The organism is Thiomonas islandica, from assembly GCF_055383445.1.
On sequence record NZ_AP042391.1, the window covers coordinates 244,885 to 270,155 of the forward strand.

General features: G+C 65.4%; 25 protein-coding genes. 3 read left to right on the forward strand and 22 right to left on the reverse strand.

Features of this window, described 5'->3' with window-relative positions:
• Positions 1–7: 7 nt before the first annotated feature.
• The 16 genes from ACZ47F_RS01200 to ACZ47F_RS01275 all read right to left on the reverse strand — a co-directional run bounded on the left by ACZ47F_RS01200 (position 8) and on the right by ACZ47F_RS01275 (position 14,326).
• Positions 8–358 carry a DUF4845 domain-containing protein gene (locus ACZ47F_RS01200; protein WP_464925490.1) on the reverse strand — a complete coding sequence of 117 codons (351 nt, stop codon included), beginning with the start codon at positions 356–358 and terminating at the stop codon, positions 8–10.
• A gap of 33 nt (positions 359–391) precedes the next feature.
• Positions 392–1,318, reverse strand: a complete 927-nt coding sequence (gene lepB, locus ACZ47F_RS01205) for a signal peptidase I (protein ID WP_464925491.1) — start codon at positions 1,316–1,318, stop codon at positions 392–394.
• Between the two features lie 24 nt (positions 1,319–1,342).
• Positions 1,343–3,151, reverse strand: a complete 1,809-nt coding sequence (gene lepA, locus ACZ47F_RS01210) for a translation elongation factor 4 (protein WP_464925492.1) — start codon at positions 3,149–3,151, stop codon at positions 1,343–1,345.
• Positions 3,152–3,345: 194 nt separating this feature from the next.
• A complete protein-coding gene (locus ACZ47F_RS01215) occupies positions 3,346–4,809 on the reverse strand; it encodes a DegQ family serine endoprotease (RefSeq protein WP_464925493.1) in 1,464 nt (487 codons plus the stop codon).
• A 122-nt stretch (positions 4,810–4,931) separates the two neighbouring features.
• Complete coding sequence (locus ACZ47F_RS01220) at positions 4,932–5,996, reverse strand: MucB/RseB C-terminal domain-containing protein (RefSeq protein ID WP_464925494.1); 1,065 nt, start codon at positions 5,994–5,996, stop codon at positions 4,932–4,934.
• Positions 5,997–6,025: 29 nt separating this feature from the next.
• On the reverse strand, positions 6,026–6,754 hold the full coding sequence (locus tag ACZ47F_RS01225) for a sigma-E factor negative regulatory protein (protein ID WP_464925495.1): 729 nt from the start codon (positions 6,752–6,754) through the stop codon (positions 6,026–6,028).
• A gap of 43 nt (positions 6,755–6,797) precedes the next feature.
• The gene (gene rpoE, locus ACZ47F_RS01230) at positions 6,798–7,403 is read right to left on the reverse strand and encodes an RNA polymerase sigma factor RpoE (protein WP_464925496.1); all 606 of its coding nucleotides are present in this window, start codon (positions 7,401–7,403) and stop codon (positions 6,798–6,800) included.
• A 6-nt stretch (positions 7,404–7,409) separates the two neighbouring features.
• Positions 7,410–7,832 (reverse strand): hypothetical protein, encoded by a 423-nt coding sequence (locus tag ACZ47F_RS01235; RefSeq protein WP_464925497.1) that lies wholly within the window; start codon positions 7,830–7,832, stop codon positions 7,410–7,412.
• 53 nt (positions 7,833–7,885) lie between these two features.
• A complete protein-coding gene (fabF, locus tag ACZ47F_RS01240) occupies positions 7,886–9,121 on the reverse strand; it encodes a beta-ketoacyl-ACP synthase II (protein ID WP_464925498.1) in 1,236 nt (411 codons plus the stop codon).
• A gap of 89 nt (positions 9,122–9,210) precedes the next feature.
• Entirely contained in the window at positions 9,211–9,450 is a 240-nt protein-coding gene (gene acpP, locus ACZ47F_RS01245; protein ID WP_464925499.1) for an acyl carrier protein, read from the reverse strand.
• A 111-nt stretch (positions 9,451–9,561) separates the two neighbouring features.
• Positions 9,562–10,332, reverse strand: a complete 771-nt coding sequence (fabG, locus tag ACZ47F_RS01250) for a 3-oxoacyl-ACP reductase FabG (protein WP_464925500.1) — start codon at positions 10,330–10,332, stop codon at positions 9,562–9,564.
• The gene (gene fabD / locus ACZ47F_RS01255) at positions 10,329–11,264 is read right to left on the reverse strand and encodes an ACP S-malonyltransferase (protein ID WP_464925501.1); all 936 of its coding nucleotides are present in this window, start codon (positions 11,262–11,264) and stop codon (positions 10,329–10,331) included. Before fabD ends, fabG begins: the two co-directional genes overlap by 4 nt.
• A 46-nt stretch (positions 11,265–11,310) precedes the next feature.
• A complete protein-coding gene (locus ACZ47F_RS01260; protein ID WP_464925502.1) occupies positions 11,311–12,288 on the reverse strand; it encodes a beta-ketoacyl-ACP synthase III in 978 nt (325 codons plus the stop codon).
• Positions 12,289–12,339: 51 nt separating this feature from the next.
• Complete coding sequence (plsX, locus tag ACZ47F_RS01265) at positions 12,340–13,395, reverse strand: phosphate acyltransferase PlsX (protein ID WP_464925503.1); 1,056 nt, start codon at positions 13,393–13,395, stop codon at positions 12,340–12,342.
• Positions 13,396–13,481: 86 nt separating this feature from the next.
• Positions 13,482–13,664, reverse strand: coding sequence for a 50S ribosomal protein L32 (rpmF, locus tag ACZ47F_RS01270; RefSeq protein ID WP_464925504.1), 183 nt, complete (start codon positions 13,662–13,664; stop codon positions 13,482–13,484).
• 92 nt (positions 13,665–13,756) lie between these two features.
• Positions 13,757–14,326 carry a YceD family protein gene (locus tag ACZ47F_RS01275; RefSeq protein ID WP_464925505.1) on the reverse strand — a complete coding sequence of 190 codons (570 nt, stop codon included), beginning with the start codon at positions 14,324–14,326 and terminating at the stop codon, positions 13,757–13,759.
• On the opposite strand from ACZ47F_RS01275, the gene ACZ47F_RS01280 reads away from it, so the two are divergent.
• Genes ACZ47F_RS01280 through ACZ47F_RS01290 form a run of 3 tightly spaced genes read left to right on the forward strand, consistent with a single transcriptional unit; the run spans position 14,216 to position 15,970 of the window.
• The gene (locus tag ACZ47F_RS01280; RefSeq protein ID WP_464925506.1) at positions 14,216–14,917 is read left to right on the forward strand and encodes a YeeE/YedE family protein; all 702 of its coding nucleotides are present in this window, start codon (positions 14,216–14,218) and stop codon (positions 14,915–14,917) included. The two genes, ACZ47F_RS01275 and ACZ47F_RS01280, sit on opposite strands and share 111 nt — an antisense overlap.
• Before the next feature lies 1 nt (position 14,918).
• On the forward strand, positions 14,919–15,344 hold the full coding sequence (locus ACZ47F_RS01285) for a DUF6691 family protein (protein WP_464925507.1): 426 nt from the start codon (positions 14,919–14,921) through the stop codon (positions 15,342–15,344).
• Positions 15,344–15,970, forward strand: coding sequence for a Maf family protein (locus tag ACZ47F_RS01290; protein WP_464925508.1), 627 nt, complete (start codon positions 15,344–15,346; stop codon positions 15,968–15,970). Before ACZ47F_RS01285 ends, ACZ47F_RS01290 begins: the two co-directional genes overlap by 1 nt.
• Here ACZ47F_RS01290 and ACZ47F_RS01295 read toward each other — a convergent pair.
• From ACZ47F_RS01295 to ACZ47F_RS01320, 6 genes are all read right to left on the reverse strand, one after another.
• A complete protein-coding gene (locus ACZ47F_RS01295) occupies positions 15,944–16,927 on the reverse strand; it encodes a S49 family peptidase (protein ID WP_464925509.1) in 984 nt (327 codons plus the stop codon). The two genes, ACZ47F_RS01290 and ACZ47F_RS01295, sit on opposite strands and share 27 nt — an antisense overlap.
• 254 nt (positions 16,928–17,181) lie before the next feature.
• A complete protein-coding gene (locus ACZ47F_RS01300) occupies positions 17,182–17,787 on the reverse strand; it encodes a thioredoxin fold domain-containing protein (protein WP_464925510.1) in 606 nt (201 codons plus the stop codon).
• A gap of 116 nt (positions 17,788–17,903) precedes the next feature.
• Positions 17,904–18,080: a hypothetical protein gene (locus ACZ47F_RS01305; RefSeq protein WP_464925511.1), complete on the reverse strand. Its 177-nt coding sequence runs from the start codon at positions 18,078–18,080 to the stop codon at positions 17,904–17,906.
• A gap of 113 nt (positions 18,081–18,193) precedes the next feature.
• Positions 18,194–18,814: a gamma-glutamylcyclotransferase gene (locus ACZ47F_RS01310; protein ID WP_464925512.1), complete on the reverse strand. Its 621-nt coding sequence runs from the start codon at positions 18,812–18,814 to the stop codon at positions 18,194–18,196.
• 82 nt (positions 18,815–18,896) lie between these two features.
• On the reverse strand, positions 18,897–20,384 hold the full coding sequence (locus ACZ47F_RS01315; protein WP_464925513.1) for a glutamate synthase subunit beta: 1,488 nt from the start codon (positions 20,382–20,384) through the stop codon (positions 18,897–18,899).
• 51 nt (positions 20,385–20,435) lie between these two features.
• Complete coding sequence (locus tag ACZ47F_RS01320; protein ID WP_464925514.1) at positions 20,436–25,178, reverse strand: glutamate synthase-related protein; 4,743 nt, start codon at positions 25,176–25,178, stop codon at positions 20,436–20,438.
• Positions 25,179–25,271: the final 93 nt, after the last annotated feature.

Sequence of the window (25,271 nt, forward strand, 5' to 3'; positions counted from 1 at the left end):
CCGAGGTTCAGTGCGATTGGCCCGCGTACTTGATCAGCAGGTACACCGGACCAGCGATGTGGATTTCCTTGTCGTAGGCAAATGACACCACGACCTTGTCGTTGACCTTGGTGATTTTCAGATCCTGCGCCGAGACCGACGAGATGTAGTCCACGTCGGCCATCTTGGCGTAGGCCGCGCGGATATCGGCCACGGTCGGCCCGGCCTTGGCGGCCTGGTCCACCGCTTTCTGGATCGCGAAATATTCGGTGGCCGTGGGCACCGCCTGCGCGCCGATGACGATGATGAACGCCAGAACCGCGCCCCAGAAAATCAGCCCGATCAGCGTGATGCCGCGTTGCTTGTCCTGCTGTTTCATGTCTACCCCGATTGGTCCGCCCGGCAAAGATGATCAATGAATCAGCCCGATGTTCTTCGGTGCGCTGAAATTCATCCACACCACAAAGGCCCTGCCGATGATATTGCGCTCGGGAACGAATCCCCAATAACGTGAATCCAGCGAGTTGTCGCGGTTATCTCCCATCACGAAGTAATTGCCGGGCGGCACCTTGCAGACGAAGCCCTCGGCGTTGTAGTGGCACATATTGCGATTCGGAAAATCGTCCGGCCCACCGATGACGTACGGCGGCGCCGCGGGGTTGACGATGATGCGGTGCCGATGCGTGCCGAGCTGTTCCATGTACTGTTTGTAGTAGGTCATCGTGCCCGGGTCGAAATAATCGGGCAGCGGGGTTTCGGGCACCGCCTTGCCGTTGATCACCAACTGCTTGTTTTCGTACGACACCGTGTCGCCCGGCAGGCCGACGATGCGCTTGATGTAGTCGATGCGCGGGTCTTTGGGCAGGCGAAACACGATGACGTCACCTCGTTTCGGCGGCTCGCCCTGGGTCAGGCGGGTCTGGAGCAGCGGCAGGCGCAGACCGTATTCGAACTTGTTGACCAGGATCAGGTCACCGGGCACTAGCGTGGGTTCCATCGAACCCGAGGGAATCTTGAACGGCTCGGCAACGAAAGAGCGCAGCAGAAAGACCACCAGGATGACCGGAAACAGCCCCGCGGTCCATTCCAGCCACCAGGGTTGGCTTTGCAGCCGCTGACGCGCGGCCTCGATGTCGGCGTCGCTCGTCCCGCTGCCGTCGAGCGCCAGCCCCTGCTGCGCCAGCGCACTGCGCCGCTGCTGGAGCTGCGCCGCAGCAGCGGCGGCGGCCCGCCTGCGCTGCGGCGCGAAATACCAGCGCTCGGCAAACCAGAATGCGCCAGTGACCACCAACAGGATGAAAAGCAACAAGGTGAAATTGACGCTGGGCGCGGTTTCCATACGGGGGATGCGATTGGGGAGTGTTCAGTCTTCGACTTGCAGGATGGCGAGGAATGCCTCTTGCGGCACCTCGACCGAGCCGATCTGCTTCATGCGTTTTTTTCCCGCCTTCTGCTTTTCCAGCAGCTTGCGCTTGCGGGTGATGTCGCCGCCGTAGCACTTGGCCAGGACGTTCTTGCGCAGTGCCTTGATTGTCTCACGCGAAATGATGGTGCCCCCGATGGCCGCCTGGATTGCCACGTCGAACATCTGCCGCGGGATGATCTCGCGCATCTTGGCCGCCACCTGCCGTCCGCGATACTGGCTCTGGCTGCGGTGCACGATGATGGACAGCGCGTCCACCCGGTCGCCGTTGATCAGCATATCGACCTTCACCACATCGGCGGCGCGGTACTCCTTGAACTCGTAGTCCATCGAAGCATAGCCGCGCGAGACGCTCTTGAGTTTGTCGAAAAAGTCGAGCACGATCTCGGCCAGCGGCATGTCGTAGGTCAGCATCACTTGCCGGCCGTGATAGGCCATATTGAGCTGCACGCCGCGCTTCTGGTTGGCCAGGGTCATCACCGGACCGACATAGTCCTGCGGCATGTACAGATGCACGGTGACGATGGGCTCGCGAATTTCGGCGATGCGGCCCTGATCGGGCATTTTCGAGGGGTTTTCCACCTCGATGACCTCGCCATTGTTGAGCACAACCTGATAGACCACCGACGGCGCGGTGGTGATGAGATCCTGGTCGAACTCGCGCTCGAGCCGCTCCTGCACGATTTCCATGTGCAGCAAACCGAGAAAGCCGCAGCGAAAGCCGAACCCCAGCGCCTGGCTGACCTCGGGCTCGTAGCGCAGCGCGGCGTCGTTGAGCTTGAGCTTTTCCAGCGCGTCGCGCAACGAGTCATACTCGCTGGCCTCGGTGGGATACAGCCCGGCAAACACCTGCGGTTGGATTTCCTTGAACCCCGGCAAGGGTTCTGTGGCGGGGCCGAGGTTGTTGGGCAGCTTTTTCTCCAGGGTGATGGTGTCGCCCACCTTGGCCGCCTGCAGCTCCTTGATGCCAGCGATGACAAAACCCACTTCCCCTGCCTCGAGCGCGTCGCGCGGCGCCGACTTGGGCGTGAACACGCCGAGCTGCTCGACGGTATAGGCGGCATGCGTGGCCATCAGCTTGATGCGCTCGCCCTTTTTCAGACTGCCGTCGACCACGCGCACCAGCATGACCACGCCGACATATGGATCGAACCAGGAGTCGATGATCATCGCCCGCAGCGGTGCGTCGGGCTTGCCCTTGGGCGGCGGCATGCGGGTGACAACGGCCTCGAGAATGTCATCGATGCCCATACCGGTCTTGGCGCTGCAGGCAACGGCCTGGCTGGCGTCGATGCCGATCACCTCCTCGATCTCGGCCTTGGCGCGCTCGGGATCGGCCTGGGGCAGATCCATTTTGTTGAGCACCGGCACCACTTCCACCCCCAGATCGAGGGCGGTGTAACAGTTCGCCACGGTCTGGGCCTCGACTCCCTGGCTGGCATCGACCACCAGCAGCGCGCCCTCGCAGGCGGAGAGTGAGCGGCTGACCTCGTAGCTGAAATCCACGTGGCCCGGGGTGTCGATCAGATTAAGTTGATAGGTCCGACCGTCGCGGGCGGTATAGCGTAGCGACGCAGTCTGCGCCTTGATGGTGATGCCGCGCTCGCGCTCGATGTCCATCGAGTCGAGCACCTGCGCCTCCATCTCACGGTCGGACAGACCACCGCAGCGCTGGATGATGCGATCGGCCAGGGTGGATTTACCGTGGTCGATGTGGGCAATGATGGAAAAATTGCGGATGTGATTCATGCAAAGGCCCGCTGGGGCGACCGGCTCAGGCCCCGCGGACAACCCTGCGGGAATGGCGCAACACGGGGAACATCAAGAAAAAAGGCGCGACAAGCGTGACGCGCCTTCCCGACACAGCGATTATTGGCAACTGCTGCTCGTCAGATGACCATTCTAACCCGGCACTTGGGCCGGGTTGGAGGCGCACTGCACGGTCAATTCTGCGGGCGCAGCAGCACATACAGCCCCGCGTCGCCCCGCCGCACCAGCACGGCGACCGGCTTGCCCGGGGGAAGCTGGGCGCTGATCGCGTTGAACTGGGCAGCGCTGCTCACCGCGGTATTGCCCACGGCGAGGATCACGTCGCCCACCCGCAGGCCGTCGCGTGCGGCGCCGTTGCGCACCGCCTCGACCAGCACACCGTTGCTCACGCCAAGCTGGCGCTTTTGCGCCTCGTTGAGGTCGATGACCTTCACACCCAGGGCGTTGGCCTTGCTCACGGCTTCCGGCTTTTGCTCGTCAGTAGGCTTGGCGCCGGGTTTTTTGTCCATCACCCACTCGCCGACCTTGACATTGAGGGTGAGGGTCTTGCCCATGCGGAGCACCTGCATCGGCACGGTCGCGTCGGGTTTGGTCTCGCCCACCAGTCGGGGCAGGTCATTGGCACGCTCGACCGGCTTGCCGTTGAAACTGGTGATGATGTCTCCCACCTGCACCCCGGCCTTGTCGGCTGCGCCGCCCTTTTCGACCACGCGCACCAGCGCCCCGCGGGCCTGGCCCAGACCGAGCGACTCGGCCAGCTCACGGCTGACCGCGTCGATCTGCACCCCGATCTTGCCGCGCACCACATAGCCCTGTTTCTTGAGCTGATCGACCACGCGCATCGCTTCGTCGATCGGGATGGCGAATGAAATGCCCATGAACCCGCCGGTGCGGCTGTAGATCTGGGAGTTGATGCCGATGACATTGCCGCGCATGTCGATCAGCGGTCCGCCTGAGTTGCCGGGGTTGACCGCCACGTCGGTCTGGATGAACGGGGTGTAGTCGCCCGTGTCTCGGCCCTTGGCGCTGACGATGCCGGCGGTGACCGTGTTCTCTAGCCCGAACGGCGAGCCGATGGCCACCACCCATTCACCCACCTTGACCTTAGACGAGTCGCCGATCTGCACCGTCGGCAATGGCTGCTTGGCGTCGATTTTCACCAGCGCCACATCGGTGCGCTTGTCCGCGCCGATCAGCCTGGCTTTGAACTCGCGCTTATCGGTCAGGGTGACCAGAATCTCGTCCGCCCCGTCGACCACATGCGCATTGGTCATGATGTAACCATCGGGGCTGATGATGAAGCCCGAACCCACGCCGGTGGGCCGTTCTTCCTCCTCGCCCTGGTCATTCTTGCCCCCCTTGGGCGCCTCCGGCGCGGGAATGGGCACGCCAAAGAAGCGCCGCAGCATCTCGCGGGTCTGCTCGTCGATCTGATCGCCGCTGCCCACGGCGACCTTTTTGAAGGTGCGGATATTGACCACCGAAGGCCCGGTCTTTTCCACCAGTGCGGTGAAATCCGGCAGGCCGCAGGCCATACAGGTCGTCTGGGGTGCCGAGCCCGCAGCCTGCGCCGGGGTCATCACCCCAGTGATCCCGAGCAATCCTGCACTGAGACAGACCAACAAAAACTTTTTCACTGATTTTTCTCCCTGATACACCCCGCCTGACTCCAAACGGACGATTTCCAATTCTGTTTCGATGCCCCGCGCCCAGCATACGGAAAACCCGGCTGGCGCGCTGTCGCAGGGGGCAAGCTGCGTCACTGCACCCGCACCACCGCGTCGCTGAAACGGCGCAGCGTGCGCTCGGGTACCGCGCCCATGACCGTCAGCCAGGAATCGCCCACCCGGCGCGACAGCGCCAGCGTGCCGCCCACGCGCTGCTCGGGCGCGACCGGCTCGGACAGACCGGATGCAGGCTGGATGAAAATGGAGACCGAAGCCAGCCCGTCGCTGAGCAGCCACTGCAACACCTCGGAGGTCTTCCCCCCCACCGTCATGCTGCGACGAAACACTCCCACCGTCTTGAATCCGGGCACAGACTCCGACAGCGTCCAGCCCTGCGACTGCAGGGTCACGGGCACCACTCGCATGCGTTCGACCGCATAGCCCGGCGGCAAGCGCAAACTATCCTGGACCAGGTCCAGGCGAGGCGGGATGTTGACCTTGAGCTCGGTGAAAGCGACCTGATCGATCACATGCCCTGCGGTATCGAGCGTCTGCGCCTTGACCAGCAGCTGCGAGTCGCGCAGCGACCACAGTCGATAGCCCCAGCGCCAGTCATCGCGCGGCAGAATGGTCGAGACCAGGCACTCATGGCCTGCGCAGCGCTCCAGCCCTGCGCGTTCGAGCCGGTAGTTGCGGTCGACCTCGCCGCCCGTGGTCTTGAGTAGGCGCGGAAAGCTGGCCTGTCCGGCCTGGTCGTCGACCAGCATCAGCCGATACTCGGGCCAGCTGGTGCGCACCTGATCGCCCAGAGACACCATGATGCGGCGCTGTCCGTCCAGGGTCTCGATGCGTTCGAAATGCCCCTGCGGAATGACATAGTGCACCAGGCTGGACGTACTGATGTCGTCACCACGCTGGGTGATGAACACTCCGCTGTAATTCATGCTGCGCGCTGCGGCGCTGACACTCTGCAGCCAGCGCTCCAGGGCGCGGCCGGGCACTATCGGCCCGGTGTGGTGAAAGGCACCGGAAGACGCCGCCGCGCCGGGCACGACACTGCCCGCCACGGCTTGGGCGAAGGCAGGCGCCGCCAGCAGCAGCCCGAGCAGCCCACCCCATGCCGAGCGCCGCAGACGGGATGCCCATCTGCAGGACATCCGGGCCGGATCTGTGCGCAAGCCGATCATCAGCGCGCAGAAGCAGCCGGTGCCGCCGGACGGTCTGCGACCACCCGCAGTGTCGCCGGCACCACCGGCATCATGCCGCCGGCCATTTGCTGATGCGCCAGCAAATACTCGACCATCGGCATCTGCGCGGACATGGCCACATGCTGCGGCATCTCCACCGCCGCGGCATTGCCGCCCGCTGCCACCAGACCGACGGGAGAAGACACTGGAACCTGCGCCGTGTTGTCGGTACGACGGGTTTCGCTCACGCGCACCTGCCACCCGCCAGATGGCGCCAAGGCCCCGGCCGACACGGTGACAGCCGGCTGGTTGGCCGCTCGCAGCGACCCTTGCCCGCCGTGCTGCAGACCGGGCAACGCCACCCAGGCCATCACCGCCACACCGCCCACGGCAGCCAGGCCTGCGGCCAGGCGGGTACTCCAGTGTGGATGGCGGTGCGGCGGGGCCACTCCCCTGTCTGCCGCAGCGGCAGCGGGCTGCAGCACGATGGGCTCGCGCGCGATCGCGGCGCTCACGCGCTGCAGGAATTCCTGTTCGCGCGGCATCGGCGTCAGGTCGACAGAGCGCAGCACATCGCCGATCTGCGCATACAGCAGCCAGTCGCTCCGCGCCACCTCGTCGGCGGCCGCCAGACGCACGAAGGCGGCGGCCTGCGCCGTGTGCGCACGAAATTCGCCCTCCCCGTCGATCAGGGCCGAGAGTTGCTCGCGCATGCTGTCTTGCGTCATGTTGTGTCTCCTGCTCACCAGTACCGAGAGTCCGTCCGCCGCGTCACCAGCGCTTACCGCTTTTGTGTTCGATCACCGGACGCAAGCGTTCGGAAATTGCCTCGCGGGCGCGGAAAATTCGCGACCGCACCGTTCCGATGGGGCATTGCATGACATCTGCAATCTCCTCATAGCTCAGCCCCTCGATCTCGCGCAGGGTGATCGCAGTGCGCAGATCATCGGGCAAGGACTCCATCGCCAGGTTCACGGTCTGCACGATTTCCTTGGAAATCAGCACGGATTCGGGCGTTTCGTTGTTGGTTAGTAACTCGGTCGGACTAAAAGTTTCTTCACCCGACCCCGACGCATCGCCTTCGGCGACGGTGGGATCGCGCAGATCGTCGGACAACGCCTTTTTCGCAGTGTTGACCGCAATGCGGTACAGCCAGGTATAGAACTGGCTGTCGCCGCGAAATTGGCCAATGGCGCGGTAGGCGCGCAGGAAGGTCTCCTGCGCGACATCTTCCGCAAGAGCGGGGTCGCGGATGAAGCGCAGCACCAGGCGGTAGATGCGCCGCTGGTATTTAGCAACGAGCAGATCGAATGCCTTCTGATGGCCGGCCTGAACCTGCTGCACCAGGACGGCATCGCTTTGGGTGTCTCGCTCCACTGGGGTTCAATGGGACAGTGCACCCAGGCGCAGTCGCAGCTCGCGAAAAATGCCAGGTTGGATGTCACTTGGAATGGGCAGCACCACGCGGCCGCGAGCGGTCAGCCCGAGCACCAGCAGCAGCCCAGGCAGAGCCAGGCCACGCACCTGCAGCAATTCTTCCAGACCGTCGCCGCGTTGCAGTCTCCAGCCACGCTCGCCGTGAAACAGCGTGAACGGGCGGATGCTCCAGTAGGGATACTGCGCCGACTGGATCGCCAGAAAGATGGCCGTGGCAAAGGTGCCCATCAGGCTGAGCGAATCGCTGTTGCGCCACACCCAGATGGTCCAGCCCGCGGCCAGCAGCGAGGCTGCGCTGAACAGTCCAAGCAGCAGATGCCAGCGGCCGAAGCGTTCGACCCGAATCTGCAAGGGTGCCAGGGTCTTCATGCCATCAGGTCAGAAAGACGCGGCTCGGGGGATCGCCGGCGCGGGCTGCCCGTTCAGACGCGCTTGAACAGCAGCGATCCGTTGGTGCCGCCGAAGCCAAAATTGTTTTTTAGCGCAAAGTCGATCTGCATGTCGCGTGCGGTATTGGCGCAGTAATCCAGATCGCACTCGGGGTCGGGTGTGTGCAGGTTGATGGTCGGCGGACACACCTGATGATGCACGGCCAGCACGGTGTACACCGACTCCACGCCCCCCGCCCCGCCGAGCAGGTGGCCGGTCATGGACTTGGTGGAGTTGACCACCAGCTTGTAGGCGTGGTCGCCGAAAGCCAGCTTGATGGCATCGGACTCGTTCTTGTCGCCCAGCGGGGTGGACGTGCCGTGGGCGTTGACCATCTGCACCTGATCGGGCGACACACCGGCATTTTTCAACGCCTGAAGCATGCTGCGGCGCGGCCCGTCGGTGTTGGGCGCGGTAATGTGACCGGCATCGCCGCTCATGCCGAAGCCGACGAGTTCGGCGTAAATCCGCGCGCCACGCCTAGCGGCCAGCTCGAAATCCTCAAGCACCATGACGCCGGCACCCTCGCCCAGCACAAAGCCGTCGCGGTCCTTGTCCCACGGTCGGCTGGCACCGGCGGGGTCGTCGTTGCGGGTGGACAATGCACGCGCGGAGGCGAAACCACCGATGCCCAGTGGAGACACGGTGGCCTCGGCGCCGCCGGCAATCATGACATCGGCATCGCCGGACTCGATCAGCCGCGCGGCTAGGCCGATGGCATGCAGACCGGTGGTGCAGGCGGTGACCGTCGCCAGATTGGGCCCCTGGAATCCGTACGTGATGGACACGTGGCCGGAGACCATGTTGATGATCGAGGCCGGCACGAAAAACGGCGTGATGCGGCGCGGACCGCGCTCGAGCAGTTCCCGGTGCGTGTTCTCGATCAGCGGCAGGCCGCCGATGCCCGAGCCGACCATGACCCCGACCCGCTCAGGGTCGAGCCCGGCCTGGTCGATGCCGCTGTCGCGCACGGCCTGCATCGATGCAGCGATGCCGTAATGGATGAAGGTATCCATGTGCCGCGCTTCCTTGGCCGGGATGTATTGCGTGACATCGAAATCGCGCACCTCTCCGGCGATCTGCACCGTAAACGCCGAGGCATCGAACTTGGTGATGCGCGCAACGCCCGACCGGCCGGCGATCAGGTTCGCCCAGTTGTCATCCAGGGTGTTGCCCAGCGGGGAAACCGCACCAAGGCCAGTAATCGCAATTCGTCGGCGAAGGGTCATGTGAAATCAGGCAGATCATGCCCGCCCGGACGCTCGAACGCGCACGAGCAAGGGGCACGGACGGGGTGAGGGAACGAAGAAAAGCCGGTTCAAGCCTTGTAGTGCGCCTTGGCGTAATCGACCGCGAGCTGCACCGTGGTGATCTTCTCGGCGTCTTCGTCGGGGATCTCGATGTGGAACTCGTCTTCCAGCGCCATGACCAGTTCGACGGTATCCAGCGAGTCGGCGCCGAGATCATCGACAAAGGACTTATCGTTGGTCACCTGGTCTTCTGCAACGCCCAGTTGCTCAGCGATGATTTTTTTGACGCGCTGTTCGATGTCACTCATTGAAACCTCCAGTGGAAATGTGAAAAATTTTAGCAAGCGCAGGCGCTGCTTCCGCCTCGGGGCAAGAGCATAACCCCGCCCGGCGACAAGAGGGCGCGATTTCGCGCAATCTCACTGCATGTACATGCCGCCATTGACATGCAGTACCGCACCTGTGATGTAAGCCGCACGCGGCGACGCCAGAAACGCCACGGCGTGGGCCACTTCGTCGGGCCTGCCCAGCCGGCCCAGCGGAATGCGCGCAAGCATCGGCTGGGTCTGCGCCTCGGTCAGGCTGCGGGTCATGTCGGTGTCGATGAAGCCCGGCGCCACGCAGTTGACCGTGATGTTGCGGCTGCCCAGCTCCTGCGCGAGCGCGCGGCTCATGCCGGCCACCCCGGCCTTGGCTGCGGCATAGTTGGCCTGCCCGGGGTTGCCCGCGGCGCCGACCACCGACGTGATGTTGATGATGCGGCCATAGCGCTGTTTCATCATCGGGCGCATCACCGCGCGCGCCATGCGGAACACAGCGCTGAGATTGGTGGACAGCACCGCGTCCCAGTCGGCATCGCTCATGCGCATGGCCAGCATGTCGCGGGTGATCCCAGCGTTGTTGACCAGCACGTGCAATGCGCCTTCGGCCTTGACGATTGCATCGACCAGCGCGGCACCAGCCTGGGTGTCGTTGACATCGAGCACCTCGCCGCGGCCGCCATGCGCCTGCAGCACTTCGGTGATGGCCTGCGCCCCGGATGCGGACGTGGCGGTGCCAATGACGCGCATGCCGGCTGCGGCGAGCTCGGCGGCGATCGCCGCGCCGATGCCGCGCGAGGCGCCGGTCACCAGCGCAATCTGGCCGGCAAGGGTGGGAAGGGCTGTGGGGTCGGTAGTGGAATTGCTCATGCCAGTGCGGATTGGATCGAGGGAACGACAGCGGCGTCATCGAGCGCAAAGGACTGCAGCGCCGGATCGATGCGCCGGGTCAGGCCGTGCAGGACTTTGCCCGGGCCGCACTCCACCAGGGTGGTGCAGCCCATCTGTGCCATGGCGCGCACGCACTCGACCCAGCGCACCGGATGACAGGCCTGGCGGGCGAGCGCATTGGCAATCGCCTGCGGCTCGGTGGGATGCGCCACGTCGACATTGTTGACCAGTGGAATGACCGGTGCTTTCAGCGGCAGGTCGCGAAGATATGCGCGCAGTTGCTCTGCAGCGCCCCGCAGCAGGCTGCTGTGAAAGGGGGCCGACACCGCCAGCGGCAAAGCGCGCTTGGCACCGGCGGCCTTGAGCAGTTCGCAGGCCCGCGCCACCGCGGCCTGGGTGCCGGCGATCACCACTTGCCCCGGGGCGTTGAAATTGACCGCCTCGACCGTCTCCCCGGTCTGCTGCATCGCCTGCGCGCAACCCGCGCGCACGGCATCGTCATCCAGACCGAGCACCGCGGCCATGCCACCCGTGCCCACGGGCACCGCATCCTGCATCGCCTGCGCGCGAAACCGCACCAGCGGCAAGGCGTCTGCAAGGGTGAGGCTTTGCGCCGCGACCAGTGCGGTGTACTCACCCAGGCTGTGCCCGGCCACTACATCCGGCTGTCGCCCGCCCTCGGCGAGCCAGAGGCGGTACAGCGCAACACCCGCGGTGAGCATCACCGGCTGGGTATTGGTGGTGAGGTTGAGCTGTTCGGCAGGACCCTGGTGAATCAGCGCGGCGATGTCCTGCGACAGCGCGTCACTGGCTTCCTGTAGGGTCTGGCGCACCGCAGGGTGATCGGCCACCCTACCTAGCATGCCGACCGACTGTGAACCTTGGCCGGGAAACACGAAGGCAAATTTCATGGTGAAACTCTGGAGAACGAGATGATCGGCGGCTTGCGCGCGGCAATTAGAAATCGACCACCGCAGCACCCCAGGTCAGCCCGCCGCCGACCGCCTCGAACAGCAGGGTATCGCCGCGGCGAATCTGGCCGGCACGCACCGCGACATCCAGCGCCAGCGGAATCGACGCGGCCGAGGTGTTGCCGTGCTGGTCGACCGTGACCACGATTTTCTCAGTCGGGATGCCGAGCTTTTTGGCGGTGTGCGTCATGATGCGGATATTGGCCTGGTGCGGCACCATCCAGTCCACGTCGGCTGGTGCGCGACCGGCCTTGGTCAGCGCCTCGCGGGCCACGTCTTCGAGCACATGCACCGCCTGCTTGAACACCGCCTGCCCATCCATTTTGAGGAACGGGCTGCCGGCGATCTCGCCGCCGCTCACCCGGCCCGGGGTGCACAGGATCGGCGCCTGCCGGCCGTCGGCGTGCAGCGCGGTGGACAGGACGCCCGCGGTGTCGCTGGCGCTGAGCACCACCGCGCCCGCGCCGTCGCCGAACAGCACGCAGGTGGTGCGGTCATTGAAATCGAGAATACGCGAGAACACTTCGGTGCCGATCACCAGCGCGTGCCGCGCCATGCCGCTGCGCACGAACTGGTCGGCCACGGCCAGCGCATAGACGAACCCGGCACAGACCGCCTGCAGGTCGAACGCGGCGCTGCCGGCTACACCCAGCCGCCCCTGGATCAGCGCGGCATTGGATGGGAAGATCATGTCCGGCGTGGACGTGGCCACAACGATCAGGCCGATGTCGGTAGGTTGCAGCCCGGAGGCGTCGAGCGCGCGCCGTGCGGCCTGCTCGCCCAGATCGACACTGGTCATGCCCGGGTCGGCAAAGTGCCGAAAGCGGATGCCGGTGCGGGCGACAATCCAGTCGTCGCTGGTCTCGATCCCGCGGCTGGCCAGTTCGGCCGCCAGCGCGTCGTTGCTGACCCTGCGGGAAGGCAGCGCGCTGCCGGTACCGGAAATTCGAGAGAAGGTGGACATGGGACGATTCGATCAGGGTGGGTGGGCGTACGCGCGGAGCGAACGCCGGGCTCAGGCCACAGGAGCCGGCGCGGCCACGGCCGGCTCCGGCTGGTGCATGGCCTGAAGGATGCGCTCGATCTGCCGCACCACATCACCGCGCACCGCCTCGCGCGCTCGCTCGAGCGCCTGCTCGAAGCCGAAGGCGTCTGCCGAACCGTGGCTCTTGATCACCAGACCGCGCAGGCCAAGCAACGCCGCGCCGTTGTAGCGGCGATGGTCCACGCGCTGGCCAAAGCGCTTGAGCACGGGCATGGCCACCAGTGCCATCAGCCGGGTCAACGCGGTACGGGTGAATTCCTCGCGGATCATGCCCGAGAGCATCTGCGCCAGACCTTCGGAGGTCTTGAGCGCGACATTGCCAACAAACCCGTCGCAAACCACGATGTCGGTCGTGCCCTTGAAAATATCATTGCCTTCGACATTGCCGTAAAACCGCAGACGCCCCTGGGCATCGGCCTGCCGCAGCAGTTCGGCGGCGCGTTTGATGGTATCGTTGCCCTTGATGACTTCCTCGCCGATGTTGAGCAGACCGACCGTGGGCTGTGCGTGCCCGCCGGCGGCGGCGTAGGCGGTGCCCATCACCGCAAACTGCAGCAGGTGCAGCGGCTCGCAGTCGACATTGGCGCCGAGATCGAGCATCAGCGTGCCCTGCCCTTTCTGATTGGGCAGATAGGTGGCAATGGCCGGGCGCTCGATGTCGTGCAGGGTCTTGAGCAGGTAGCGCGCCACGGCCATCAAGGCACCGGTATTGCCTGCCGACACACAGGCCTGCGCCCGGCCGTCGCGCACGAGTTCGATCGCGCGGCGCATCGACGAATCGCGCTTTTTCCGCAGCGCGACCTCGACCGGATCGTCAGACGCCACGACCTCACTGGCAGCGACCACCTCGACCCGCGCGTCGCTGTCCATGCGCAGCGACGCCAGCAGCGGCCCGATCGCCTCGGTCTGCCCCACCAGCAAAAGCCGACTGTCGGTATGCCGGCGCAGGAACTGGGCGCAAGCGGGCAGGATGGCATGCGCGCCATGATCCCCGCCCATCACATCGACCGCAATCGTGCAGGTCATGGCATGCACCGCGCTGGATCAGGCCGCGCGCAGGGCGATGTCTCGCCCGCAGGTGTCAAGCGACACGGGCAGCGCAGCAGCAAGGCTTACTCGTCGGACTTGGACTTGACGACCTTGCGACCGCGGTAGAACCCGTTCGGGCTGATGTGGTGACGCAGGTGCGTCTCGCCAGTCGTGGCCTCGACGGCCAGCGGCGGTGCACTCAGATGTTGATGCGCGCGGTGCATACCGCGCTTGGAAGGCGACTTCTTGTTTTGCTGGACGGCCACGGCAATCCCCTGTCAAAAATCATAGGATTATACGCTGGCTCGCCCGGCAGCAGCCAAGGACTGGGCCGACGTCGCCCAGCGGCCGAGGGCGTTCAGCGCGCCTTGCCCTGATCGATCAGCACACGCAGATTGGCAAAGGGTTGCTGGCGTGGCGGCTGATCTGCGGCGGCTTCCGGCGCCGCAGCTTGCGGGCAGGTCGCGTGCATCGGCACCAGCGGCATGGCCAGGATGAGCTGATCCTCGATGAGTTCGCACAGGTCGACCGGGTCCTGTGCCGGCAGGGCTTCGTCCTCGGCCTCGAGCTCTTCCTGCGTCAGCGGCGGCTCGCCCACGACCAGTCGGAACTGCACGGTCTCATCGATCGCTTGCACCATGCCCTGCAGACAGCGCTGGCAGGCCAGGTGCAGCTGCGCCTGTACACGCAGCGTCACCATCGCCTGCGGTTGCAGGCCGGTGCGCTCGCGCTCGAAGCCGCGCAGCGACCATTGCACGGGCGGACCAGCCTCCCCGGCGAGCAGGTCGCGCAGGCGGGACAGGGACGACAGCGCGACATGGCCGCGCAGTTCGCCGTGACCGCGGGCAAAGTCGAACAGCGCCAGCGCGTGCGGCGGACGGCCCGGCTCGGGCTCGGCGGAATCGGATTCGGGCGATGCGGCAGACATAACTGCAGTTTACTGGCTGCAACATCTCGCCGAGACACTGCGGCTGTGAGCTTTTACACTGTTTGGCTTGCGCTTGGGCGGCCTGCGCCGCCAGACTCACCTGCACAGACAACGATGAATGCATTGGCACAGTGGTTCCCGACCGGCTGGGAGCATTTTCTCTTCGGTGGCCTGATGATCGGGCTTGGCGTGAGCGTGCTGTTCTGGCTCACTGGTCTGATCGGTGGCATCAGCACCGCGTACACCGCGGTGTGGTCGCTGCTGACCCGGCACCCGTTTTTTCAGCATGAAAAATTCGTGTCCACGCGCAACTGGCGGCTGATGTATGGCCTGGGATTGATCGTCGGTGCCGTGGTGTTCACCTACACCCTCGGGCACGGCAAGGGCTTCGTCACCGCGGTACCGCTGTGGCAGTTATTCGTCGGCGGCATCGTCGGCGGCTTCGGGGCGCGCATGGGTGGCGGATGCACCTCGGGGCATGGGATCTGCGGCGTGGGCTCGGCACAGTTGCCCTCCATCTTGGCGGTCTTGATCTTCCTGACCACCGCCATCCTCACTGCACATCTGGTGCGCGCCCTTGGAGGGTTCTGACATGCAGCGTGTTCCTCCCCTTGCGGTCATGCTGTCGGCGCTGCTTGCCGGCGGACTGTTCGGCTTCGGTCTGGCCTGGTCCACCATGGTTCAGCCCGAAGCGATCCTGCAATTTCTGCTGTTGAAGAATCTCGGGCTGCTGCTGGTCATGGGAGGCGCAGCGGGTGTGACCTTCGTTGCCTACCACCTGCTGCCGCGGCTGATGAAGCGCCCGGTGTTCGGCGTGGTGTTCGGCAAGCATCCGTCGAACCTGGACGCCCGCACCCTGATCGGCGCGGCGATCTTTGGCGTGGGCTGGGGTCTGAGCGGCGTGTGCCCCGGTCCAGCGATCGCGGGGCTGGGTGTGGGCAACTGGCCGTTGCTGCTGAGCGTGGCCGGCATTCTGGTCGGCGCTTGGCTGCACGGGCGTTTTTTCGGCAAGCACTGATGGCCGGCGACGGCGCCGATCTGATCCTGGCGTCGACCTCGCGCTACCGCGCGGAGTTGCTGCGGCGGCTGCGCGTGCCATTCGTGCAGCGCCCACCCGAGGTCGATGAACGGTGCCGCAGCGGGGAGTCGCCCCGCGATCTGGCGCTGCGCCTAGCCGCGGAAAAAGCCCGGGCCGTGGCGCGCACCGCTCCCGGCGGCTGGGTGATCGGCTCGGATCAGGTGTGCATGCTGGGCGACGAGGCGCTGGGCAAGCCAGGCTCACACGCCGCCGCGGTAAAGCAGCTGCAACGGCTGAGCGGCCGCCAGGCGGTGTTTCACACCGCGGTCTGCCTAATCGCTCCAGACGGTACGCTGCAGGTGCGCGACTGCCCTACCGAGGTCGCGTTTCGCCGTCTGAGCCTGACGGAGATCGAGGCGTATCTGCGCCTGGACCAACCGTACGACTGCGCCGGCAGCGCCCGCGCCGAGGCGCTCGGCCCGGCATTACTCGAGCACATGCGCAGCGACGACCCGACTGCGCTCATCGGCCTGCCGCTGATCGCCCTGTGCGACATGCTGCGGCGCAGCGGTTACGACCTGCTGGACAGAGCGCAGCACTCAGCGCAGCGACCAGCCCAGACTTGACAGCGCCTGCACCGCTCCCATGCCGATCGACGCACCAAAGCGCTTAATCAGGCGCTGGGCGACGTTTTCCTGCGGGGTGTAGTCGATGATGTCCGGCACCTTGATCTTGTCGCGCGCGATCTGGTCGACCGTGCCATAGCCGTCGGCCAGCCCCTGCTGCACTGCGGACTCACCGGTCCACACCAATCCCGAGAACGTCTGATCGTTGACCTTCAGGCGGCTGCCGCGGCCTTTTTCGACCGCGGCGATGAACTGCTTGTGAATCTGCTCGAGCATGCCCAGCGCATAGGCCTTCTGGTCTGCGGGCATCGGGCTGAACGGGTCCATGAAGCCCTTGTTGGCGCCGGCGGTGAGCAACCGCCGGGTCACGCCCAGCTTGTCCAGCAGCCCGGAAAAGCCAAAGCCGTCCATCAACACCCCGATCGAGCCCACCAAACTAGCGGGATTGACATAGATGTCGTTGGCAGCCGCCGCAACGTAGTACGCCCCGGAGGCACACACCTCTTCGCAGACCGCATAGACCGGCTTGTCGTACTTGGCGCGCAGGCGCTCGATCTCGGCAAAGATTTGGCTAGCCTGCACCGGACTACCGCCCGGGCTGTTGATGCGCAGGATCACGCCCTTGGCCTGTGGGTCGGAAAACGCGTCCTGCAACGCGGAGTTGATGTTGTCGGCGCTGGCGGCCGAGTCGATGGAGATCTCCCCATTGAGCTCGATCAGCGCGGTATGCGGGCCACTGGATGCCGCGCCGCCGAAGTGGTCTGCCAGCGCTCCGAACACGACCATCCCGGCTAAGCCGAGGAAGACAAGGCGAAAAAAAATCGACCAGCGACGCGCGCGTCGCTTTTCGTTGACCACCTCCAACACCAGCTTTTCCAGCACCTGCCGCTCCCACGCCGAGGGTTGGACAGACGGTTCGGGACGCGGTGGGGCGGAGTCGGGGGGCAATGCACTCATGGATCTGTGCTCGGAAGAAAAACCAGCGCCGGGGACACCGGCAAAGTGGCGAGAATAGCAGCGGATCATGTCCGCAGCAGGCGCGGGTGTTGCTGGTTTGTACGCTTCATCGATCCGGCACGGACTGGGGCGAACTCAACCCTCCCAACCTCTGCCGCGCGGTGGAGCAGTGGAGGAAAGGCCGCGCACCGCCCGCAGGCGCGATAGGTGGATGCAGACCTTTGGCCGATGTCCTCAGACACCGCCAAGCTGCATCAACCGGGATTGCCGACGCTGGCAAGGATGTGGCTGAGCTGCTGTGCATCCGGCGGGCCGACCACCAGCATGGCGTTGCCCTGTTTGTCGCGGTATAGCAGAGTGGGCACACCGGGCGAGCGGGTCGCCTCGAGCAGGGCGTTGTTGGCGTTGAGGATGGCGCTGGTGGCTGGCAGCACGTCCTTGGCCGGCGCGATGCCGCCGCCCTGCCCTGTCGGGCCTTTACCGTAATTGAGCTCATTCTCGCGCAACGCTGCCAGGCGATCGTTGGCCTGCAGGATGGCCGCCGCCTTGGTGACACTGCTGGGCGCGAGCACCGCCACGGGCACCCAGCGCACCTGCAGCCCGTTTTTGCCCGCCTTGGAGCTGAGCGCGATGAACAGCTCGTGGCAATAGGGACAGTTGGCGTCAATGAAGACGTAGAGCAGACGCGGGCCCTTGCCCTGCGGAATGAACGTGGCCTTGTCGATCTCGGCCAGCACCTTCGCGGCGTTGGGGTTCTGCATCGGCTGGGCAAATGTCTGCAGCGGCATGGCGATGAGGCTCGCACCAGCGGCGACCGCGCAGATCATGCGCAACAGCCTACGACGATGGAATGACTGCATGGACGCTTCCTTTCCTGATCAAGTCTTGCATCGGCGGGCGGGGGGCGATGCTTTCGCTGCGGCGTCAGCGCAATGCGATGATGCCGGCCCGTTATGCAAGGGAGCTGCGGGCGGGCTCAATCCTTTTGTTCGACAGCGCCGCCCGCAGCGCCCGGCTGCGGCGGCTTGGCGTTGTCGTTCTGCTCACTGCGCGCATCAGGCGGATGCGTCTTGCGCTGCAGTTTGTCCTGCTTCTTGCGCTGCTTGGCAAGTTCTTTCTGGCGTTTTTCGTAGGCGTAATTCGGCTTGACCAATGCACTGTCCTGGTTGGGGGGTGGATGAACGCGCAATGGGGATGCCGATCGCGCAGAGTGATACCAGCCCATGCTACCCAAACACCAGCGCTTGCGCGCAAGTTCCGAAGGGTTCAGATCAGCCGGTGCTGCGCGGCGAGTGCCATGATGCGCTCGACCTCGGCGTCGCGGATGCCGAGATCGCGCAGCGCGTAGGCGGTGCGCACCACATATTCGAGCGTGGTGCCGTAGCGGCCACGGGCGGTACGCAGGATGTCGATGAGTTGCTGGTCGCTCAACGGGCCGGTGTCGCTCGGGCTGGTGGGCGACAGGGTGAAAGCCAGCGCCTGCACCTCGCCGTCTGGCGTGCGGGTGCGCAGCCAGCGCGGATCGTAGACGGCGCGGGGCATTTCCCGCTTCCACAGCAGGCGCAGTTCGCGCTCGGCCTGATACTGCGGCACGCGCAGCGCAATGCCAGTGCAGGAGCCGCCGGCCATCAGCGCGAACACCAGACCGGGACACTGCTCGGTGCCACGGTTGATGCGCGACCACATGCGCAGGGTGCGCCGCCAGCCCCAGACCCGTGCCGGGCGCACCTCGGTGTGCGCGACCTCGGGGTTCCAGATCAATGAACCGTAGCCGAAGACCCACAGATCGCCCGGCGGGCGGCTGGCCAGGGTGGCGTCGAGCAGGCGTTGCGGGTCGCGCCCCGGAAGCTGCGGCAGGCCGTAGGGGTCGTCGGCGTCTGGCATCATGCCCGCCTCGTGCGCGACGCCGTCTCGGCGCGGGCTGCCCGGCGGTTGCGACGCAGGCGGCCCGGCGCGGCCCGGTGCGGTGTCACCGCGGCAGCTCGGTCGACCCCATGAGGAACCGGTCGATTTCGCGGGCGGCCTGGCGGCCTTCGCGAATCGCCCACACCACCAGGCTTTGCCCGCGGCGCATGTCGCCAGCGGCGAACACCTTGGGTACGTTGGTGTGGTAGCCGGTCTCGTCTTCAGTGCCGGCCTTGGCATTGCCGCGCACGTCTTTGTCGATCCCGAAGGCGTCGAGCACGCTGGAGACCGGATGGACGAAGCCCATGGCCAGCAGAACCAGGTCGGCCTGCAGGGTGAACTCGCTGCCCGGCACTTCTTGCATGCGTCCGTCTTTCCATTCGACGCGGCACGCCTTGATCGCCTTGACCTTGCTCTTGTCCTTGCCGGTGCCCGGGAGGAATTCCTTGGTCGCCACGGCCCAGTCGCGCGAGCAGCCCTCTTCATGGCTGCTGGAGGTGCGCAGCTTGATCGGCCAGTATGGCCAGACCAAAGGCTTGTTTTCCTGCTCTGGCGGCTGCGGCAGCAGCTCGAACTGGGTGACCGACAACGCGCCGTGGCGGTTGCTGGTGCCGACGCAGTCGCTGCCGGTATCGCCGCCGCCGATCACGACCACATGCTTGCCGGTTGCGAGAATCTGCCCTTTGACCTTGTCGCCGGCGTTGACCTTGTTCTGCAGCGGCAAGAATTCCATCGCGAAATGGATGCCCTCGAGCTCACGCCCGGGCACCGGCAGATCGCGTGGATGCTCGGCGCCGCCAGACAGCAGCACGGCGTCGAATTCAGCCAGCAGCTGCTCCGGCGCGATGGTCTGCCTGGCCCAGTTGGCGACCTTGGATGCGGGCCCTTCCTTGGGCAGCTCGCCGACCAGCACCCCGGTGCGGAACGTCACGCCTTCGGCCTGCATCTGGTCGATGCGACGGTCGATATGGCTCTTTTCCATCTTGAAGTCGGGAATGCCGTAACGCAGCAGACCGCCGATGCGGTCATTCTTCTCGAACACGGTGACATCGTGGCCGGCGCGGGCAAGCTGCTGCGCCGCGGCCAGCCCGGCCGGGCCGGAACCGACGATGGCCACCTTCTTGCCGGTCTTGTGCTGCGGCGGCTGCGGAATCACCCAGCCCTCGTTCCAGCCGCGGTCGATGATGGCGTGCTCGATCGACTTGATGCCCACCGGCGCCTCGTTGATGCCCAGGGTGCATGCCGCCTCGCACGGCGCAGGACAGATGCGGCCGGTGAACTCGGGGAAGTTGTTGGTTGCGTGCAGCACCTCGAGCGCACGCTTCCAGTCACCTTGCCAGACCAGATCGTTGAAGTCGGGGATGATGTTGTTGACCGGGCAGCCGTTGTTGCAGAACGGAATGCCGCAGTCCATGCAGCGCCCGGCCTGGACCCTGGCCTTGTCTTCCGGCAGCTCGTGCACGAACTCTTTCCAGTGCTTGATGCGCACCGCCGGCGGCTCGTATTGCTCTTCCTGCCGTTCGAATTCCATGAATCCGGTGATTTTTCCCATGATCGATCCTCGATGATGTCCTGGCGTAGGCAGCTTGCGATACGGCCCGAATCACTTGGCCGGCACGCCGGCGGCGGTGCGCGCCTTGTCGGTGGCGGCCTGAGCCTCGCGTTTGGCGGCCAGCTCGCCCAGAGCGCGCTTGTATTCGTGCGGAAATACCTTGACGAAGCGGCTGCGCGCCTGCTCCCAGTTGTCGAGCAATTCCCGTGCGCGCTGCGAACCGGTCCAGCGCAGGTGTTCCTGCAGCAGCTTACGCAGCTGGGCTTCGTCGGTCTGGCCGCGATGCCACAGCGCCTCGGCAATTTGCGCCTTCTGCTCCGCGGCGGACAGCACCTTGTCCAGTGCGACCATCGCGGTGTTGCAGCGCTTGGCGAACTGGCCGTCGACGTCGTAGACGTAGGCTACGCCGCCGCTCATGCCAGCGGCGAAGTTGCGCCCGGTCTCGCCGAGCACGACGACGGTGCCACCGGTCATGTATTCGCAGCCGTGGTCGCCGGTGCCTTCGACCACCGCGGTTGCGCCCGAGTTGCGCACCGCGAAGCGCTCGCCGGCGACGCCGCGGAAAAACGCCTCGCCGTCGATCGCGCCGTACAGCACGGTGTTGCCGACGATGATGTTGCTCGGTGCCTCGCCACGGAAGTCCAGGCTCGGACGCACGACGATGCGCCCGCCGGACAGGCCTTTGCCGGTGTAGTCGTTGGCCTCGCCGATGAGGTAGAGCGTGATGCCGCGCGCCAGGAAGGCGCCGAAGCTCTGCCCGCCAGTGCCTTCCATCTGGATGTGGATGGTGTCGTCCGGCAGGCCGTCGTGGCCGTAGCGACGCGCGACTTCGCCGGAGAGCATGGCACCAACCGTGCGGTTGACATTGCGCACGTTCTGGATGAACTGCACCTTCTCGCCACGCTCGAGCGCCGGACGCGCGCGCTCGATCAGCACATGGTCGAGTGCCTTGGCCAGGCCGTGATCCTGCTCCTCGACATGGCGGCGCGGCACGTCGGCCGGCACCTCGGGTTGATAGAAGATGCGCGAGAAATCCAGACCGCGCGCCTTCCAGTGGTCAATCCCCTTGCGCGCATCAAGCAGGTCGGCGCGGCCGATCAGATCGTCGAACTTGCGAATGCCGAGCTGCGCCATGATCGCGCGCACTTCTTCGGCGACGAAGAAGAAGTAATTGACCACGTGCTCGGGCCTGCCGGCGAATTTTTTGCGCAGCACCGGGTCTTGCGTCGCCACCCCGACCGGGCAGGTATTGAGGTGGCATTTGCGCATCATGATGCAGCCTTCGACCACCAGCGGCGCAGTGGCGAAACCGAACTCGTCGGCACCAAGCAGCGCGCCGATGACCACGTCGCGCCCGGTCTTGATCTGCCCGTCGACCTGCACGCGGATGCGCCCACGCAGGCGGTTGAGCACCAGCGTCTGCTGCGTCTCCGCCAGGCCGATTTCCCAGGCCGAGCCGGCGTGCTTGATCGACGACAGCGGCGACGCGCCGGTGCCGCCGTCATGCCCGGCGATGACCACGTGATCCGCCTTGGCCTTGGCCACGCCCGCGGCAATCGTGCCAACGCCGCTTTCGGCGACCAGCTTGACGCTGATCGACGCGCGCGGGTTGGCGTTTTTCAGGTCGTGGATCAGCTGCGCCAAATCCTCGATCGAGTAGATGTCGTGATGCGGCGGCGGCGAGATCAACCCGACCCCAGGCACCGAGTAGCGCAGCATGCCGATGTACTCAGACACCTTGCCGCCCGGCAGTTGCCCACCCTCGCCGGGCTTGGCGCCCTGCGCCATTTTGATCTGGATCTGGTCGGCGCTGGCGAGGTATTCGGCGGTGACGCCGAAGCGCCCGGAGGCAACCTGCTTGATCTTCGAGCGCAACGAGTCGCCGGCCTTGAGCGGGATGTCGCTGACCACGCGCTGCGAGCCGAGCACCGAGGCCAGCGTGTCGCCGTCCTTGATGCCACTCGAGCCGGTGCGCATTTCCGGGCGATAGCGCAGCGGGTCTTCCCCGCCCTCGCCGGTGTTGCTCTTGCCGCCGATGCGGTTCATCGCCACGGCGAGCGTGGCGTGTGCCTCGGTCGAGATCGAGCCGAGCGACATCGCGCCGGTGGCAAAGCGCTTGACGATTTCCGACGCAGGCTCGACCTCGTCGATCGGGATCGCCTTGCCCGGGTCGAACCTAAACTCGAACAGCCCGCGCAGTGTGAGCATGCGACGCGACTGATCGTTGATGATCTGCGCGTATTCCTTGTAGGTGTTGAAGTTGCCGGCGCGTGTGGCGTGCTGCAGCTTGGCGATGGCATCTGGCGTCCACATGTGCTCCTCGCCGTGCGCGCGCCAGGCGTATTCGCCGCCCGCATCGAGCATGTGCGCCAGCAGCGGCGAGTTGCCGAAGGCATCTCGGTGCATGCGCAGCGCCTCTTGCGCCACCTCGAACACGCCGATGCCGCCGACCTGTGAGGCGGTGCCGGTGAAGTATTTGTCGACCAGCTCGCGCGACAGCCCGACCGCTTCGAAAATTTGCGCACCGCAGTAGCTCATGTAGGTCGAGATGCCCATCTTGGACATGACCTTCTGCAGCCCCTTGCCGATGGCCTTGATGTAGTTGGCCATTGCCTTGTCAGCGCTGAGATCGCCAGGCAGATCGCGCGCCATCGCAGCGATGGTGTCCAGCGCCAGATACGGATGCACCGCCTCGGCGCCATAGCCGGCGAGCACGGCGAAATGGTGCGTTTCGCGCGCGCTGCCGGTCTCGACCACCAGCCCGGTCTGGGTGCGCAGGCCATGCGCGGTGAGATGCTGATGCACCGCGCTCATCGCCAGCAGCGCGGGAATCGCCACGCGCTCGGCGCTCAGGTGCCTGTCGGTGATGATGAGGATGTTGTGTCCACCCTTGATCGCATCGACCGCCTCGGCGCAGATCGAGGCCAGCCGCGCCTCGATGCCTTCGGCACCCCAGGCCACCGGATAGCAGATGTCGATCTCGTAGCTGCGGAACTTGCCGCCGGTGTGCTGCGCGATCGAGCGCAGCCGCGCCATGTCGTCGTAGTCGAGCACCGGCTGGCTGACTTCGAGCCGCATCGGCGGGTTGACCTGGTTGATGTCGAGCAGGTTGGGCCGCGGGCCGATGAACGACACCAGCGACATCACCATGTTCTCGCGGATCGAGTCGATCGGCGGGTTGGTGACCTGCGCGAACAGCTGCTTGAAGTAGTTGTACAGCGGCTTGGCACGGTTGGACAGCACCGCCAGCGCGGCATCGTTGCCCATCGAGCCAACCGCCTCATCGCCCTTCTCGGCCATTGGCGCCATCAGGAACTTCAAGTCCTCCTGCGTGTAGCCGAAGGCCTGCTGGCGGTCGAGCAGCGGCACCGGCGACGGCTCGGGGTGGCCGAAGTGGTCGAGATCGTCGATGCGGATGCGCAGGTTCTCGATCCACTGCTGGTACGGCCGCGCATTGGCGAGCTGATCTTTGATCTCCTTGTCGTCGATGATGCGGCCGGCTTCCATGTCGATCAAGAACATCTTGCCCGGCTGCAGCCGCCACTTCTTGACGATATGGCTCTCGGGAATCGGCAGCACGCCGGCCTCCGAGGCCATGACGACCAGATCGTCGTCGGTGACGATATAACGCGCCGGGCGCAGGCCGTTGCGGTCGAGCGTGGCGCCGATCTGCCGGCCGTCGGTGAAGGCGATCGCCGCCGGGCCGTCCCACGGCTCCATCATCGCCGCGTGGTATTCGTAGAACGCACGGCGGCGCGGGTCCATCAGCGTGTGCTGCTCCCAGGCCTCGGGAATCATCATCATCATGGCGTGCGACAGCGGATAGCCTGCCATCACCAGCAGCTCGAGGCAGTTGTCGAAGCTCGCGGTATCGCTCTGCCCGGGGTAGATCAGCGGCCAGAGCTTGTGCAAATCGGCGCCGAGCACCGGCGACGACACCGCGCCCTCGCGCGCGCGCATCCAGTTGTAGTTGCCACGCACGGTGTTGATCTCGCCGTTGTGCGCAATCAGCCGGTACGGATGCGCCAGCGGCCACTCGGGGAAAGTGTTGGTGGAAAAGCGCTGATGCACCAGCGCCAGCGCCGAGACCACGCGCGGGTCTTGCAGGTCTTTGTAGTACTGCCCGACCTGGTCGGCCAGCAGCAGGCCCTTGTAGACGATGGTGCGCGCCGACATCGACGGCACGAAGTACTCCTTGCCGTGGCGCAGGTCGAGCTTCTGGATGGCGTGGCTTGCGGTCTTGCGGATGACGAACAGCTTGCGCTCCAGCGCGTCAGTGACCATCACGTCCGGGCCGCGGCCGATGAACACCTGCCGGATCACCGGCTCCTTGGCGCGCACCGCCGGCGACATCGGCATGTCGGCATCGACCGGCACGTCACGCCAGCCCAGCAGCACCTGCCCTTCGGCGCGGACTGCGCGCTCGATCTCCTGTTCGCAGGCCAGGCGCGAGGCCTGCTCGCGCGGCAGGAAGATCATGCCCACGCCATATTCACCCGGCGGCGGCAGTTCCACGCCCTGACGTGCCATCTCCTCGCGGAAGAACGCATCCGGAATCTGGATCAGGATGCCGGCGCCGTCGCCCATCAGCTTGTCGGCACCGACCGCGCCGCGATGGTCGAGATTTTTGAGGATCAGCAGGCCGTTTTGCACGATGTCGTGCGACTTGACCCCCTTGATGTGCGCCACGAACCCCACGCCACAGGCGTCATGCTCGTTCTGCGGGCAGTACAGACCGCCGCGCGACAGCGCAGCGATTTCGGAAGATGAGGCGGGCGTTTGAGACGTGGACATGGCAGGCTCCGCGAAAGGTCGACGACACAGACGCAATTTACTGCATTGCAGCAGGGGATGCAATCAAAATCTTTCAACATGTCCCCATTAAAA

Excerpts from the sequence above, each read along its gene's own strand:
- ACZ47F_RS01200 (WP_464925490.1), bottom strand. The coding sequence starts at position 358 with ATGAAACAGCAGGACAAGCAACGCGGCATCACGCTGATCGGGCTGATT.
- lepB (WP_464925491.1), bottom strand. The coding sequence starts at position 1,318 with ATGGAAACCGCGCCCAGCGTCAATTTCACCTTGTTGCTTTTCATCCTG.
- lepA (WP_464925492.1), bottom strand. The coding sequence starts at position 3,151 with ATGAATCACATCCGCAATTTTTCCATCATTGCCCACATCGACCACGGT.
- ACZ47F_RS01220 (WP_464925494.1), bottom strand. The coding sequence starts at position 5,996 with ATGTCCTGCAGATGGGCATCCCGTCTGCGGCGCTCGGCATGGGGTGGG.
- ACZ47F_RS01225 (WP_464925495.1), bottom strand. The coding sequence starts at position 6,754 with ATGACGCAAGACAGCATGCGCGAGCAACTCTCGGCCCTGATCGACGGG.
- ACZ47F_RS01235 (WP_464925497.1), bottom strand. The coding sequence starts at position 7,832 with ATGAAGACCCTGGCACCCTTGCAGATTCGGGTCGAACGCTTCGGCCGC.
- fabF (WP_464925498.1), bottom strand. The coding sequence starts at position 9,121 with ATGACCCTTCGCCGACGAATTGCGATTACTGGCCTTGGTGCGGTTTCC.
- acpP (WP_464925499.1), bottom strand. The coding sequence starts at position 9,450 with ATGAGTGACATCGAACAGCGCGTCAAAAAAATCATCGCTGAGCAACTG.
- fabG (WP_464925500.1), bottom strand. The coding sequence starts at position 10,332 with ATGAGCAATTCCACTACCGACCCCACAGCCCTTCCCACCCTTGCCGGC.
- fabD (WP_464925501.1), bottom strand. The coding sequence starts at position 11,264 with ATGAAATTTGCCTTCGTGTTTCCCGGCCAAGGTTCACAGTCGGTCGGC.
- ACZ47F_RS01260 (WP_464925502.1), bottom strand. The coding sequence starts at position 12,288 with ATGTCCACCTTCTCTCGAATTTCCGGTACCGGCAGCGCGCTGCCTTCC.
- plsX (WP_464925503.1), bottom strand. The coding sequence starts at position 13,395 with ATGACCTGCACGATTGCGGTCGATGTGATGGGCGGGGATCATGGCGCG.
- ACZ47F_RS01280 (WP_464925506.1), top strand. The coding sequence starts at position 14,216 with ATGGCCGCGCAGTTCGCCGTGACCGCGGGCAAAGTCGAACAGCGCCAG.
- ACZ47F_RS01275 (WP_464925505.1), bottom strand. The coding sequence starts at position 14,326 with ATGTCTGCCGCATCGCCCGAATCCGATTCCGCCGAGCCCGAGCCGGGC.
- ACZ47F_RS01285 (WP_464925507.1), top strand. The coding sequence starts at position 14,919 with ATGCAGCGTGTTCCTCCCCTTGCGGTCATGCTGTCGGCGCTGCTTGCC.
- ACZ47F_RS01290 (WP_464925508.1), top strand. The coding sequence starts at position 15,344 with ATGGCCGGCGACGGCGCCGATCTGATCCTGGCGTCGACCTCGCGCTAC.
- ACZ47F_RS01295 (WP_464925509.1), bottom strand. The coding sequence starts at position 16,927 with ATGAGTGCATTGCCCCCCGACTCCGCCCCACCGCGTCCCGAACCGTCT.
- ACZ47F_RS01300 (WP_464925510.1), bottom strand. The coding sequence starts at position 17,787 with ATGCAGTCATTCCATCGTCGTAGGCTGTTGCGCATGATCTGCGCGGTC.
- ACZ47F_RS01310 (WP_464925512.1), bottom strand. The coding sequence starts at position 18,814 with ATGATGCCAGACGCCGACGACCCCTACGGCCTGCCGCAGCTTCCGGGG.
- ACZ47F_RS01315 (WP_464925513.1), bottom strand. The coding sequence starts at position 20,384 with ATGGGAAAAATCACCGGATTCATGGAATTCGAACGGCAGGAAGAGCAA.
- ACZ47F_RS01320 (WP_464925514.1), bottom strand. The coding sequence starts at position 25,178 with ATGTCCACGTCTCAAACGCCCGCCTCATCTTCCGAAATCGCTGCGCTG.